Genomic DNA, 13,789 nt, shown 5'->3' with positions numbered 1-13,789 from the left:
CGCTACCGGCTCGCCACCGGGGATCCGCGCGCACCGGCGTAATCGATCACGTTACCGCCGTGCTCCTTCGACCATTTCTCGGCGCCGTCCTTGAGCAGGAACGCACTCAGTTCGCCCTTGCCCGAGCGGACGAACCACGCCTGGTTCGCAAACAGCTTGATGCCGCTATCGCGATCCTGCGCATAGACCACGCGGACCGCCTTGCCTTCCTTCTCCAGCGCAGCGAGCGCTTGCAACGCGTTCTCTGGCGAGCTGAAGTGACGGAGCTTGGGTTCGTCCTTGACCCAGATTTGCGCCACCCGGCTGAAATCCGTGATGTCGGCTCCAGTCGTCGCATCCTTGGCTTTCAGAGGAAGCTGGGCGTAATCCTTCAGCTCAGCGTCGTAATCGCGGCCGACCTGCGATAGCGCTGTGCGGATGAATTTGTCAGTGACGAATTGATTGATGTCGAGGTCGCTGTCGGCGCGCTTCAGATGCCTCAGCGTCTTGATCGATGTCGCTACCGCCTGACGGTATTCCGGCTTCCAGGTCACGCTGCGCGTCTGCAGGCCAAGCGGCCCGTGAAACAGATAAGCCACTTCCGCATCGATGCCTGTCACCTTGGTGATCAGCTCGCTGTATTTTTCGGGTTCTTCGGCGATCAGGCGGTCGGCCTCTAGTGCGGCGCGCAGATACGCAACGACGATCTCGGGATATTTGTCTGCATATTCGGCATCGACCAGGGATCCATGAAGGGTCGGCGCGTTGACTTGCGATCCGTCAAAGATCTTGCGCGCGAAACCCCGCCACGGGAACAGCTCGGCGAACGGCACGAAGTCGGCATGGGCTTCGATCTTGTTCGCTTGCAGCGCGGGTCCTGCGACTTCAGGAGCCTGCGTGATGATGTTGACGTCCGTCTCCGGGTTCCAGCCCTGGGCTTCGATCGCTCGGAGCAACATGCCGTGAGAAGTCGACGCAAAGGGAACGGAGATTGTCTTGCCCTTCAGATCGGCAATCGACTGCACCGGGGAATTCACCGGCACCACGATGCCGTTGCCGCTGCCCTTGGTGCTGCCAGAGAGAACGCTGATGAAGAGGCTGCGCCGGCTGGCTTTCTGGAACGCTACACCGTTCAGTGAGCCCGGGAAATCCGCCATGGCGCCGAGATCGAGCTTGCCGGCAACCATCTCGTTGGTGAGCGGCGCGCCGCTGGTGAAGTTCTTCCACTGGATATCGTAGGTGACGTCCTTGTATTTGCCATCGCGCGGCAGAAACTTCTCAAGGAGCTTGAGTTCGCGGATCAAAAGCCCGCCGGTTACGCAATTGATCGTCGTGTCCTGCGTCCCGACCGCAACACGAATGGTTTCGGCGCGCGACATGCCGGTCAGACCGATCATCGCAACCGCGACGGCAGCGGTTATTCTCACAATACCAGAAGAGATCATCGGCCTGTCCTCGACTATCGATGGCCGGCACATTGCCGCCAGCATGAACGATCGATCCGGACTATCGAGTCTGCGCGTCGCCGGCTGAAGCAATTACTTGCGTTCCACCCCTTGCCCGCGCCGCGTCGTGATTCCGTCGCAATGTGCCGTCGAATACCGTCAAATGATTTTCTCGTTGCGGCACGGTCGGCAGATAAATCATCTCGACAACAACGCGTTGGCGCATGACCTTTGCTAAGTGTATTTCGACTCGTTCAAAGAAGTGGACTTTGTCATTCCGTCCCATTTAGCTGTCGGCGACATCGCGAATGAAACGACGGCAATGACAACACTCAAAGAAGCGTCCGACCCCGAACCGTCGGCCCTGATGGCCCGGACCGGCGCTGTCGTACAGCTGGACTGGCCGGCCAAGGAACGGCTTGCGGTCGTATCCAGGCCACCCGCTCGCAAGGAATCCGCCCTGTTCATGAGCGAATCCATCGAGGGGCTGAATGTCGGCGCACATTTTCTCGATCGTCTGTCCGCCCAGCAGATCGCGCAGGTTCAGGGCGCGGGTCGCACCGTTCCCGTGCACCAGGGCGAGATGGTGTTCAATCAGGGTGAACATCATGACGGGATATTCGTCATCAAGCGCGGCCAGGTTCGGGTCTATTACACCGCCCCCTCTGGCCGCGAGATCACCCTTGCTTACTGGACGCCAGGCCATTTCATTGGCGGGCCGGATATATACGGCGGCGGCATACATATGTGGTCCGGCGTCGCGATCGAGGATTGCGAGATCACGGCATTGTCCGGCGCCACCCTGCAGAAGCTTCTGACGCAGATGCCGGCGTTTGCACTGGCACTGATCGACGGGCTGATCGCCAAGGGCAAGTGCTACTCCTCAATGGCGCAGATCCTGGGAACCCGATCAGTGATCGAGCGGCTGGCGCAATATCTATTGAACCTGTCCGAGCTCTACGGCGTTTCCGATGGCGATACGATCGTCATCAATCGCAAGGTAACCCACGACCAGATTGCGGCAATGGTCGGATCGACCCGCCAGTGGGTCACGATGATGCTCAAGCGCTTTCAAGCCAAGCGCATCATCGCCATCGAGGGCAGCGTCATCCGCATCAAGCGCATCGATCTGCTGGAGACGATCCTGTTCAAGGACTAGTTGCGCGCCTCGATTTTTCCGAGCGCCCAGATCACGGTCTTGCGTACATCCGGATCTTCGTCCTGAGCGCGCGCCGCAAGCGCGTCGCTAGCTTTCGGATCGGCAATTTCGCCGAGCGCCGCGGCGGCGTCCTTGCGCAGCGAGGGAAGCGGATCATCAAGGAATGGAATGATGGAGGCGACGGCAGCACGTGCGTGGAGCTGGCCAAGGCTCTGCAGCGCCTTCTGACGAACTTGCCAGTAGCCATCATCGAGTGACCGGATCAGCGCCGTCGCTACCGAAATCTGGCCGATCCGCCCTATTGTCTCGGCCGCCACCGCTCTCACCTGCCATTCGCCATCCGACAGCGCGTCCGCGGCCGCCTGTGCCGCCGCCTCATTGCGTGCAAAGGACAGCGCATTGATGGCTGCAAGCCTGACGTCGGCGTCCTCGTCCCTGGTCGCATGGATCAGTGAAGGCAACGTCTCGATCGTCTTCAGATAGCCGATCACGCCGACCGCCTGCACGCGCGCCGCGGCATCAGCGTCGCCGAGGGCGGCAATGGCCGGCCCGAGCGACGCGCTGACCTGCAGCGCCTTGAGCGCGCGAAAGATCGCAGCACGCACGAAGGCCGATGAATGCGTCACCAAGGGGAGCAATACGGTGCTGGCCGTCGAATCGCGAAGTTCCGCGAGACTGTCCGCGGCGGCCTGCGCGACAACCGTCGCGGGGTCGGTCAGAGCACCTGCCAGCGCTTTGGCCACATCTACGCCGTCGAACTCGCCCAACGCCCGGGCGGTCTGCAGCCTTACCTCGGCATCCGAATCGCCCGCTGCCCGTACCAGCAGCGGAATGGCCTCACCGCTCGACGTCTCCACGAGATCGATGACCGCAAGACGCCGCACCGATGGATCCGGGCTATCCAGCCGCTCGGAAATCTCCTCGAGGTCACCGAACGCCTCGAATGGTTCGAACGCGGTCATCTCAGCGCAACAGATAGGGAATGTTGACGGTCACGGCCCCGGTCGGGCAGTCGGTCTCGCACGGCATGCAATACCAGCACTCGTCATACTTCATGTACGCCTTGCCGGTGAGATCGCTGATCCGGAGCACATCGAGGGGGCATACATCGACGCAGACGGTGCAGCCCTTGTCGGCGATGCATTTAGCCTCGTCGACAATGACAGGGACGGTTGTGGGGGTGTTGGCAATCGGCATGAGGTATCCGTATCTCAGGCGTGTTGGCGGATGCGCTGGCGGTCGTAAGCAGAACGCTCGGATTCCACTATCAGAACCACATAGGGTGCGACCGGCCGCTTTTCCGCGATCATCAGGCCGTCCTGCTTGCGCAGGATACTGTGGCAGAACCACTCGTCATCGTTCTTTTCCGGATATTCAACGCGGTGATGATAGAGGCCCCAGCGGCTCTCGGTGCGGAACAACGAGGCGAACGCCGCCATATCGGCACAATCCAGAATGGAGGCGACCTCCAGCGAGCGCATCAGTTCGTGCGCATCGCGTACCACCATGGCGTTTTCCATGTCCTCGCGAATCTCGGCAAAGCGCGCCTGGCCGATCTTCATCTTCGCCGTGACCTTCGGCGGCTGAAGGTAGTCGTTCACGAAGCGTCGGGCCTTGTATTCGAGCTGGTTCGGCGGAATCCCGTCCTCCCGCCTTGTCGGCGCCAGCACGCGCGCCTGCTCGCGGGCGACGTCAGCGGGGTCGTAGTCGGGAAGATCGATATTCGCGGCGAATTCCGCCGCGTGCTCCCCCGCCACCGCGCCATTGGTGAACGCGCCAAGCATGTAGTTATGCGGCACGCTGGCCATATCGCCCGCGGCATACAGGCCCGGCACTGTGGTACGCGCGAACTCGTCGACGAAAACGCCGGATGCGCTGTGGCCTGAGCAGAACCCGATCTCGGAAATATGCATCTCGATCATGCGCTCGCGGTAGTTGGTGCCACGATTTTCGTGGAACCGGCCGCGCGACGGACGTTCGACATTGTGCAGCACGGCCTCGATCTTGCTGACGGTGTCGCTGTGCAAATGGTTGAGCTTCAAGAACACCGGTCCCTTGCCGGATTGCAGTTCGTTGTAGAACTCTTGCATCATCTGGCCCGACCAATAGTCGCATTCGATGAAGCGATTACCCTCACTATTGGCGGTATAGGCGCCGAACGGACCGGCCACATAGGCGCAGGCGGGGCCGTTGTAATCCTTGATCAGAGGATTGATCTGATAGCACTCGAGATTCGCGAGCCCCGCTCCGGCATGATAGGCCATCGCATATCCGTCGCCGGAATTGGTGGCATTCTCATAGGTGCCCCAGAGATAGCCGGATTGCGGCAGGCCAAGACGACCCGCCGCGCCGGCGCAAAGGATCACGGTTTTGGCACGCAGCACCAGAAGCTCGGCGCTGCGCGTATTGACGGCGATTGCGCCCGCGATCTGCCCGTCCCGTCCATTCAACAGGCGCGTCGCCATATAGCGGTTGGAGATCAGTACCTTTTCGCGGCGAAGCTGGCGATACAACGCCTTCTTGACGGTATCGCCGTTCGGCATCGGCAGCACGTACGAGCCGAGGTGATGGACCTTCTTGACGTCGAAATCGCCGTTCTCGTTTTTCTGGAACTTGATCCCGAAACGGTCGAGTTCCTGGATGATATCAAAGCAGCGCGACGCGTATTTGTAGACCGGCGCCTGGTCGCAGATGCCATCATTGGCGATGGTGATTTCCTTGGTGTATTGCTCGGGCGTGGCATAACCGGGAACGACGGCGTTGTTGAGCCCGTCCATGCCCATCGCGATTGCGCCCGATCGCTTGACGTTGGCTTTTTCTAGCAGCACCACGCGCGCGGCGGGATTGCGGCGCTTGGCCTTGTACGCCGCCATCGGCCCGGCGGTCCCGCCACCGATCACGAGGACATCGCAGGTGACTTCTGTCACGCCGTCCTTGATCTCATCCATGTCGCGACCTCAATGCTGTCCGGCAAGTTCGCGCAAATAGGACCAGGGATAGATGCCGCGATCGTGCCCGTCCGAAAACGACAGGCGCAGGGCATAATTCCCGATCGGCTCGACCGCGGACACGTAAAGCCCTGACGGAATCACGAGTTCGACCCCGTCGACCTGCCGGCGAATCTCGCTGGCCGCACGACTTGCCCGGCGCAGCGTCTCCGCTTCGAGCAGCCGGGTTCCGCAATCCGGCCAGGTCAGTGCCAGCGCCGTCGATTCTTCGCGTAGTTCGACGTTAGTGGGTTGCACGTTCACCTCGCATTGTCGTCGTCCGGCCTTTTAGGCTGGTCCGGTCCATTGGGACCCGCAATAAATTGCTTTCGCGCTGCTTCCGTTCACGGCGACCGAGAACGCTCGATCTGCCCGCCCCGCTGCCCCGCCCCGCTCGGCACCGTACCAGGGTAGCAATCGGCGAACTGTGCGTTCGAACAGGAGATCGGCCGTAAATCCCATCGCACCGAGCACGATCAAGCCGACGAACATCTGATCGACGCGGAACACCTGCTGCGACATCTGAATGAGGTAACCGACCCCAAAGGCCGCACCGGCCAGTTCCGCCGCGACCAACACTACCAGCGCGACTGACAGGCTGACCCGAAGCCCGGCGATGATGAAGGGCAACGCACCGGGGATGACGACGTACGCGAAATTACGCCAACCGCGCGCGCCCAGACTGGCCGCCGCGCGCCCCAGCAGCGGGCTGGTGTCGCGTACTCCGACGTAGGTGTTGACCCAGACCGGAAAGAACACGCCCCAGGCGATCAGGAAGATCTTTGATGCCTCCCCGATGCCAAACCAGAAGATCGCAAGCGGCACGAATGCAAGCGACGGTACGGCCCGGAACATCTGTACCAGCGGATTGATGGTTCCGTGCAGTAGCGGCAGTTGCGCCATCGCGACCCCGACCAGCACGGCCAGCACCGATCCAGCGACAAACCCGACCGCCGCACGCAGCAGGCTGGCGCCGAGGTGACGGGGCAGTTCGCCATCGACGATCAGCGACCAGCCGGATTGAACGATTGTGCTGGGCGCCGGAAGCATCACGCTGTTGACGAGCCCGCTCCGGCTCAGGGCTTCCCAGGCACCAAAGAAAGCAAGCGTACCGATGATGCCGGCGACGGTATTGCGGCTGAAGCGAACGGCCATATCCCTATTCCGCCGTCTCGAGCCCAATGGCACGCTCGAGATGCTCGTACAGTTCATTGAAGCGTGGCGACGTTCGCCGCCGTGGCCGCGGCAAATCCACCTTTATGTCCTCGATGATTCGTCCCGGATTGGCCGACATCAGGATCAGGCGGCTTGCGAGAACCAAAGCTTCCGCAATGTTATGGGTCACGAACAGGATGGTCGGATGCTCCTGTTTGTGGATGTCGATCAGCCTGGCCTGCAACGAGCTTCGCGTCATGGCGTCCAGCGCGGCAAACGGCTCGTCCATCAGCAACAGCGAAGGACGGGTGGCCAGCGCCCGTGCAATTGCAACGCGCTGCTTCATGCCTCCCGACAGTTCGAACGGGTACTTCGCGCCCGCCTCGGGCAGGCCGACGAGCCGGAGCAGATCGCGCGCAATCTCGGCGCGTTCCCGCGCCGCCCGCCCAGCCATCCGCAATCCAAACTCCACATTGGCCTGCGCCGTCAGCCACGGAAACAGCGAGTAGTCCTGGAATACGACCCCTCGCTCCGCACTCGGACCATCGATCGCGCTGCCATTGACTTTGATATCGCCGTGCGACGGCGCGACGAAACCGGCAAGGATATTCAGAAGCGTGGTCTTGCCGCATCCGCTCGGGCCGAGCACGCAGACAAATTCGCCGCGGTCGATGGTGAGCGAGACGTTGCCGAGCGCGGTCGTCCGGCCGCGCCCTGTATCGTAGACATGGCCGAGATCAACGCAATTGATCAGCGGTCGATCAACAGCGGCGTGCGGCGAGATTTCCACCCTAGCGTTCATTCCCTGCGTGCCTTGTCGAGCACCGACGTCACCACCACCGTATTGAAGTCCGGGATCTTGGCGTCCGGCCGCACCAGCTTGTTGTCAACCGCCCACCTGGCCTGCTCTTCGAGCTGGGAAACCAGCGCCGGCTTGTCGAGATCGAACTTGAAATTCGCCCGCTTCCAGAACGCCTTTGCAATGGCGGGATCGAGCTTGATGCGCTCGGCCGTCAGCGTCGCGGCAGCATCGGGATCCCGCTTGATGTTGTCATCCGCCTCGATGAGCGCCTTCAGCGCCTTGACGAGCAGGTCCGGCTTGCTGTCGATGGTGGATTGCAGGGTGATGACCGTCGAATAGGTGTTGTAGAGACCTTCCGCGCGAATGATGTGGAACTTGTCCGGCGCCTGCCCGACCGCTTGCGACAGGTGCGGCTCGGTCCAGATGAAACCATCGATCGCTCCGCCGGCGAGACTGCTGACGAAATCGCCAGGGTTGAGGCTGACCGCGGTAATATCCGACCACGAAAGGCCTTCCTGCTTGAGCAATTTGGACAAGTAGAGATGCGCATTGGTACCCTGCGAATAGCCGATGCGCCGGCCCTTGATATCCTTGTTGGTCTTGATGTCCTTGATGGCGACGAGATCGAACGGCTCATGCCGGTTCATCGTGGCGATGATACGCACCGGCAGCCCGTTGAGTGTGGCGAACACCACTGGCGTCTCGGCCGCGGTGCCGATCACCACCCCGCCACCGACCAGTGCGTCCAGCACCAGCCGGCCGCTCGCGAATGTCGATACTTTGGGAATCAGCCCGTGCTTTTCCCAGGTCTTGTCGTGATCGGCGACGAAGAACTGTCCCCACCCGAGCGCGATGCCTTCGCCGATGGTGATATCCTGGGCGGGCGACGGCACGGCCCCCAACGCCATGACGGCCGCGAGCGCCACAGCCCCAGCCGCGCGCGCGAGCCCTCTTCGTCCGACAACAGCAGCAATGGATCTCACGTTAGATTCTCCTCGCGTTGGTTGACATGATTGGGACGGGCCGCCCGCAGATGGCGCGCGCCGAATGGCAGGCCGCTTGCACGGTGAAATCGATCGCCGATCGAGGCCGCATGACGATCGGCAAACGCCGGCGCGATCAATGTGATGCCCTGCGGCAGACCATTGGGCAGGAAGCCGCTGGGAACGGCGACCGCCGAAAGGTCGGCCAGGTTGACGAAGTTGGTGTAGGTCCCGATTCTGGCATTGAGAGTGATCGGATCGGCCTCGACCTCGTCGATGCGGTAGATCGTTCCGGTGGTGGGAACGGCGAGGATGTCGATCTCATTCCAGAGCTTCGCAACTTGCCGCTTCAGAATGTTCAGCCGCTGCTGCGCGGCGTAGACCTCGGCTCCGGAAATGCTCCTGCCGCCCACGAGAATGTCGCGGGTGATGGGAAATAGCGCGTCAGGCCGTTCGTCGACGAAGTGCTGCAAGGCGCCGTAGCGCTCCGCCAGCCAAGGGCCCTTGAACAGGAGATCGTTGATCTCCGTGAACGGCGTGTAGTCGACCTCAACCTTGCGCCCGCCGAAACTTTCCAGCCGCTCAACCGCGTTGGCGAACAGCGCCGCCGCGTCCGAATTGCCGAAGAAATCCAGCCATCGCGCGCCGGGAACACCGAAGTTGAACCTGGCCGGCAACGGGCGAACCGCCTCGAGCGCATCAGGCCGCGAAAATGGATCATCCTCGTCGTACGCCCGCGCCACCTCGAACGCCGCCTGCGCGTCCCCAACCGTGAGCGCGAAGATCGAGAGCGTCTCGATCGAGCGGCAGGCCGAAACCGTACCGATCCCGCTGATCAATCCGCGGGTCGGCTTCAGGCCCACCACGTTGTTGAAAGCCGCCGGTACCCGTCCCGACCCGCCGCAATCGGTGGCAAGCGCAAAGCTGACCAGTCCGGCCGCAACCGAAACGGCGGCGCCGGAGCTGGAGCCGCCGGGAATATAAGCCGCATCGAAGGGATTGCGCGCGACGCCATAGGGTGAGCGCACACCGACCAGCCCGGTCGCGAACTGATCCATATTCGTCTTACCGATCAGGATCGCGCCTGCCGCCAGGAGACGCTCGACCGCAAGATTGTTCTTGGCGGGCGTGTAGGAAAAGACCGGGCAGCCAGACGTCGTCGGCAACCCTATCGTATCGATGCAGTCTTTGACACTGAACGGAATTCCCCACAGCGAGAGCGCCTCACGTTCGCTCTTCGACAGCGCCTCGAGCTGCCTTGCACGCGAAAGCGCATCCTCACGCGAAACGACACTGATCCAGACGCCGTCCGCGCCGCGGCTCGCGATCTCCTGAAGGATATGCTCGACCACGGTCGACGGCGTGAGCGCGCCGCGTGCGTAGGCCGCCGTCAGTTGCGGCAGTTCGAAGTCAAGGCTCTCGATTTGTACAGTCATGACGGATCTTTCGGGCGCGCGAACGGACGGGCCTGTTCGAACGCCTTCGCAGCGCGCAGTACGCTGGTATCAGCGAATTTCGCGCCGATAATCTGCAAGCCGACGGGCAGGCCTCCGGCCGTCAGCCCTGCCGGCACGGAGGCTGCAGGCTGTTGCGTCATGTTGAACGGATAGGTGAAGGGCGAGCGGATCGGCCGCACCACGAGATCGGCACCCGATGCTTCGATCGCCGAGGCCGGATGGGCCGTCGTCGGCGTGAGCAGCAGGTCCCATTTCTGATGGAACTGGTTGAAATGCCGTCCCAACGCTTCGCGACGATCGACGGCCTGAAGATAGGTAATAACGTCAATCGACCGGCCTTTCTCCGCGACCTCCTGCAGCCCCTGCTCAATCAAAGCTCGGCGACCGGGATCGAACGAAGCCACCAGCTTGGTTGCGCCGGCAAACCAAAACGTCTGGAAGATATCGAAGGGATCCTCGATACCGGGATCGACGCGCTCCACGATCGCGCCAAGTTCCGCAAATGTATTGGCCGCATCGCTGACGATCCTCTCGAGCTCCGGATCGATTTGCGCATAACCGAGCGTCGGGCTGAACGCGATACGAAGTCCCTTGACGCCCTGATCGAGGTTCTCAAACCAGGAACCCTCCTGAGTTGGCAACGCATTCCAGTCGCGCAAATCGGAGCGCGCGATCGCATCGAGCAGCAGCACCGCGTCGTCCACCGAGCGCGTCATCGGCGTGACGTGGAAGAGAGTCCCGTTCTGTGACGGTGGATAGACGGGAACGCGGCCGAAGGTCGGCTTAAACCCGAAGACGCCGCTATGCGCCGCCGGAAGCCGGGTCGATCCGCCGCCATCGGTTGCGACATGAAGCGGTCCAAAGCCGAGCGCTGTGGCGGCTGCCGAGCCGCCGCTGCTGCCGCCCGGCGTGTGGGCGACGTTCCACGGATTTCGCGTAATCCCCGTCAACGGGCTGTCGCCAAGGCCCTTCCAGCCAAATTCGGACGTGGTCGTCTTTCCCAGCAGCACCGCACCTTGCTCCCGGAGGCGAGCGGTAGCAGGAGAGTCCTCATTCCAGTCCTGGACCGGATCGACGGCGCGGCTGCCTCGCAGCGTCGGCCAGCCCTTGGCCAGGATGAGATCCTTCAGCGCAACCGGCACGCCATCGACGGGGCCGAGCGGCTCGCCGCGCTGCCAACGCGCTTCGGACTCGCGCGCCGATGCCAGCGCGGATTCGGCATCCAGCAATGCGAAGGCATTGACACGCCGGTCGAGGCGCTCGACGCGGTCGAGCACGGCCTGTGTGGTCTCAACGGGCGAGAGAGACCTTGCTCGATATTGTTCGACCAGATCGACGGCCGAGAGATCGGCAAGGTCATCCGGCCTGCCTTGTTGGGACGCTGAATTGCGCAAGAGAGCATTTTGAGAAGACATGCCGAGCCACCTCATCGTAAGGGCAGATGATTTGCCGAACGTATGATGGCTAAGCGTTCGCACTTGCGTGCTGCAGCAATTAATTGCGGCGCGACTATCCCTGTATCAAAAACGCAAAATCCGGCACGTCGTTTGGCGCAACGTCGGAATGAAAATCTACAAAACAGAAATGCCGCAGCGAAGTCCTATCGCGGGAAACGCCGACTCCTTGCGACCTCAAGGTCGTGCAGGTCGGTCAGCAATCAACGCAGGTGTCGGGCAAGAAACGGGCCGATCGCGTCAAGTACGGCGTCCGGCTGCTCCTCGGCTTGCAGATGGCCGCCGGGAATGGCCCGTCCTTCGACTTGTGTTGCCCAGGCTTGCCAGATCGTAAGCGGCGTTTCCTTCCCCTCAAAACGCCCCTGCTCCCACAGCACCAATACCGGGCAATCGAGGACGCGCCCGGCGGCGCGGTCGGCAAGATCGTGCTCGTGGTCGACCGTCGCTCCGGCCCGGTAATCCTGCATCATCGCGTGTCGGACTTCGGGCCGCCGAAATGCCGCGCGATAGGCGGCCAGCGCCTCGTCCGACAAACAGCCGGGATCCTTCGCCATCTTCCGTAGTGTCCAATCCAGAAAGTAATCAGGATCGGCGCTCAACAGGCGTTCCGGCAGATCATAGGGTTGGGCAAACAGGAACCAATGATAGGCGCCGAGCCCGAACGCCTTGCCTGCCCTCGCCCACATCTCAGTCGTCGGAATGACCGTCAACGACACAAATGCCTGCACCGTACCGGGATGATCCAGAGCCAGCCGATATCCCACCCGCGCACCACGGTCGTGACCTATCAGGCCGAAACGGTGAAAACCAAAATGTTTCATCACGGCGAGCTGATCGCCGGCCATGGTCCGCTTGGAATAAGCCGCGGCATCAGCCTGCTGCGGACCCCGGCTATCCCCATAGCCCCGCAAATCCGTCGCCACCACCGTGTAATGTTGCGCCAGCACCGGCGCGAGGCGATGCCAGGCGACGTGAGTCTCCGGATAACCGTGCAGAAGCAGCAAAGGCGGCCCCTCTCCACCGATAAACGACACGATGCGTGCGTCTTCGGTATCGATTTCGTGCCGTTCAAACCCCTCAAACATGGACGCCCTTCCCCGATCAATTGCGTGGCGACTGCAATATACCTTGATCCAGTTCAGCGCAGTAGTTTTCCAGAGAGCGCTTCGAACTATCGCAATTTCGCGCACGATACGTTGCGATCCGGAAGTGAGATAGGATGCGTGAAATTTCCGCCTTTCATTTTCATTCTTCGTAGCAGCGTTGTATTCCACCCGGCTTGATAACGAATAGTGGTTCTATTGACTGTTACCAAGCTGACCTTAGCCTGATGAAACCTTGCAATGGCGTTGGGCGAAGACATCTCATGCGCATTCGTATCAAATCGATCGTCGGAATATTAGCGGCCGTCACGATTGCTTCGGTTACCCCAGCTGCCGCGCAAACGCCGTCCTCCGACACGGTTCGCATCGGCTATCAAAAGTCTTCAACTTTGACAGCCATCCTGAAGACCAATGGCGTGTTGGAGAAAGCGCTTGCGCCGCTCGGCGTCCGGGTCTCTTGGCATGAATTCACCAGCGGCCTGCCGCTCTTGGAGGCAATCAACGCCGACAACATCGACTTTGGCGCCGACGTCGCCGATACCGTGCCCCTGTTCGCGCAGGCGGCTGGAGCCAAGCTTGCTTACATCGCGGAAGAAGCCGCCTCCCCTTCGGCACAGGCCATCCTGGTCGGTGCGGAATCGCCGATCAAGACGCTGGCCGACCTGAAAGGCAAGAAGGTCGCCGTCACCAAGGGTGCCGGCAGTCATTTCCTGCTGCTGGCCGCGCTCGCCAAATCCGGTCTGAGCTTCAAGGATATCTCACCGGCCTACCTCACGCCGGCCGACGGCCGCGCCGCATTCATCGGCGGCAATGTCGATGCGTGGGTCGCCTGGGATCCATTCCTGACCAGCGCGCAACGCCAATCCAATGCACGGGTATTGTCCGACGGCAGTAACGGCCTTGCGAGCTGCAAGCGATACTATTTGTCATCGGCAGCCTTCGCGGATCGGCGCGGAGACGTCCTGAATATCATCTTCGGCAAGCTTGATGAAACCGGCAAATGGGTCAAGGCGCATCCCAAGGAAGCCGCGACATTGCTGGCCGGCCTCTGGGGAATCGATGCGGCAACGGTAGAACAGGCCAACAGCCATCGCTCTTATAAGGTCGGCGTCGTGACGGCGCCCGGCCTGTCCGAGCAGCAGCGCATCGCCGACGCATTTTTCGCGGAGAGATTACTTCCGGTGCAGGTCGATGCCGGCACCGCAAAGATCTGGACGCCGAAGCGAGATTGATTAGGGAATCGTTTGAACCGATGCTCGCCGGCC

The 13,789-nt window shown here is 61.6% G+C and carries 13 protein-coding genes; 2 read left to right on the top strand and 11 right to left on the bottom strand.

Translation table 11 applies throughout. The features are described from left to right. Positions 1-2: 2 nt before the first annotated feature. Positions 3-1,424 (bottom strand): ABC transporter substrate-binding protein, encoded by a 1,422-nt coding sequence (locus V1283_RS01055; RefSeq protein WP_442895687.1) that lies wholly within the window; start codon positions 1,422-1,424, stop codon positions 3-5. 466 nt (positions 1,425-1,890) lie between these two features. Here V1283_RS01055 and V1283_RS01050 point away from each other — a divergent pair, with 466 nt between their 5' ends. Beyond that, positions 1,891-2,583, top strand: coding sequence for a Crp/Fnr family transcriptional regulator (locus V1283_RS01050; protein ID WP_334392920.1), 693 nt, complete (start codon positions 1,891-1,893; stop codon positions 2,581-2,583). Here V1283_RS01050 and V1283_RS01045 read toward each other — a convergent pair. The 10 genes from V1283_RS01045 to V1283_RS01000 form a co-directional block, all read right to left on the bottom strand. Continuing rightward, the gene (locus tag V1283_RS01045; protein WP_334384604.1) at positions 2,580-3,545 is read right to left on the bottom strand and encodes a HEAT repeat domain-containing protein; all 966 of its coding nucleotides are present in this window, start codon (positions 3,543-3,545) and stop codon (positions 2,580-2,582) included. The genes V1283_RS01050 and V1283_RS01045 overlap by 4 nt on opposite strands. A gap of 1 nt (position 3,546) precedes the next feature. After that, entirely contained in the window at positions 3,547-3,780 is a 234-nt protein-coding gene (locus V1283_RS01040) for a 4Fe-4S dicluster domain-containing protein (protein ID WP_334384603.1), read from the bottom strand. 14 nt (positions 3,781-3,794) lie between these two features. Further along, the gene (locus V1283_RS01035; protein ID WP_334384602.1) at positions 3,795-5,531 is read right to left on the bottom strand and encodes a fumarate reductase/succinate dehydrogenase flavoprotein subunit; all 1,737 of its coding nucleotides are present in this window, start codon (positions 5,529-5,531) and stop codon (positions 3,795-3,797) included. 9 nt (positions 5,532-5,540) lie between these two features. Beyond that, on the bottom strand, positions 5,541-5,828 hold the full coding sequence (locus V1283_RS01030; protein WP_334384601.1) for a gamma-butyrobetaine hydroxylase-like domain-containing protein: 288 nt from the start codon (positions 5,826-5,828) through the stop codon (positions 5,541-5,543). A gap of 30 nt (positions 5,829-5,858) precedes the next feature. Continuing rightward, on the bottom strand, positions 5,859-6,725 hold the full coding sequence (locus V1283_RS01025) for an ABC transporter permease (RefSeq protein WP_334384600.1): 867 nt from the start codon (positions 6,723-6,725) through the stop codon (positions 5,859-5,861). A 4-nt stretch (positions 6,726-6,729) separates the two neighbouring features. Next, a complete protein-coding gene (locus V1283_RS01020; protein WP_334384599.1) occupies positions 6,730-7,527 on the bottom strand; it encodes an ABC transporter ATP-binding protein in 798 nt (265 codons plus the stop codon). Further along, the gene (locus V1283_RS01015; RefSeq protein WP_334384598.1) at positions 7,524-8,510 is read right to left on the bottom strand and encodes an ABC transporter substrate-binding protein; all 987 of its coding nucleotides are present in this window, start codon (positions 8,508-8,510) and stop codon (positions 7,524-7,526) included. The genes V1283_RS01020 and V1283_RS01015 overlap by 4 nt, the downstream gene beginning before the upstream one ends. Beyond that, positions 8,507-9,946: an allophanate hydrolase gene (atzF, locus tag V1283_RS01010; protein WP_334384597.1), complete on the bottom strand. Its 1,440-nt coding sequence runs from the start codon at positions 9,944-9,946 to the stop codon at positions 8,507-8,509. The genes V1283_RS01015 and atzF overlap by 4 nt, the downstream gene beginning before the upstream one ends. Next, the gene (locus V1283_RS01005) at positions 9,943-11,382 is read right to left on the bottom strand and encodes an amidase (RefSeq protein ID WP_334384596.1); all 1,440 of its coding nucleotides are present in this window, start codon (positions 11,380-11,382) and stop codon (positions 9,943-9,945) included. The genes atzF and V1283_RS01005 overlap by 4 nt, the downstream gene beginning before the upstream one ends. A gap of 242 nt (positions 11,383-11,624) precedes the next feature. Then, positions 11,625-12,611 (bottom strand): alpha/beta fold hydrolase, encoded by a 987-nt coding sequence (locus V1283_RS01000; RefSeq protein WP_334384595.1) that lies wholly within the window; start codon positions 12,609-12,611, stop codon positions 11,625-11,627. Positions 12,612-12,787: 176 nt separating this feature from the next. On the opposite strand from V1283_RS01000, the gene V1283_RS00995 reads away from it, so the two are divergent. Then, positions 12,788-13,756, top strand: coding sequence for an aliphatic sulfonate ABC transporter substrate-binding protein (locus V1283_RS00995; protein WP_334384594.1), 969 nt, complete (start codon positions 12,788-12,790; stop codon positions 13,754-13,756). Positions 13,757-13,789: the final 33 nt, after the last annotated feature.

This window comes from Bradyrhizobium sp. AZCC 2262, assembly GCF_036924535.1.
Lineage (GTDB): Bacteria > Pseudomonadota > Alphaproteobacteria > Rhizobiales > Xanthobacteraceae > Bradyrhizobium.
The sequence above is the reverse complement of the archived record's forward strand: the minus strand, read 5'-3'. Positions and strand labels throughout refer to the sequence as shown.

Bases quoted from the DNA above. Each gene is read 5' to 3' on its own strand.
- V1283_RS01055 (WP_442895687.1), bottom strand. From the start codon at position 1,424: ATGATCTCTTCTGGTATTGTGAGAATAACCGCTGCCGTCGCGGTTGCG.
- V1283_RS01050 (WP_334392920.1), top strand. From the start codon at position 1,891: ATGAGCGAATCCATCGAGGGGCTGAATGTCGGCGCACATTTTCTCGAT.
- V1283_RS01045 (WP_334384604.1), bottom strand. From the start codon at position 3,545: ATGACCGCGTTCGAACCATTCGAGGCGTTCGGTGACCTCGAGGAGATT.
- V1283_RS01040 (WP_334384603.1), bottom strand. From the start codon at position 3,780: ATGCCGATTGCCAACACCCCCACAACCGTCCCTGTCATTGTCGACGAG.
- V1283_RS01035 (WP_334384602.1), bottom strand. From the start codon at position 5,531: ATGGATGAGATCAAGGACGGCGTGACAGAAGTCACCTGCGATGTCCTC.
- V1283_RS01025 (WP_334384600.1), bottom strand. From the start codon at position 6,725: ATGGCCGTTCGCTTCAGCCGCAATACCGTCGCCGGCATCATCGGTACG.
- V1283_RS01020 (WP_334384599.1), bottom strand. From the start codon at position 7,527: ATGAACGCTAGGGTGGAAATCTCGCCGCACGCCGCTGTTGATCGACCG.
- atzF (WP_334384597.1), bottom strand. From the start codon at position 9,946: ATGACTGTACAAATCGAGAGCCTTGACTTCGAACTGCCGCAACTGACG.
- V1283_RS01005 (WP_334384596.1), bottom strand. From the start codon at position 11,382: ATGTCTTCTCAAAATGCTCTCTTGCGCAATTCAGCGTCCCAACAAGGC.
- V1283_RS00995 (WP_334384594.1), top strand. From the start codon at position 12,788: ATGCGCATTCGTATCAAATCGATCGTCGGAATATTAGCGGCCGTCACG.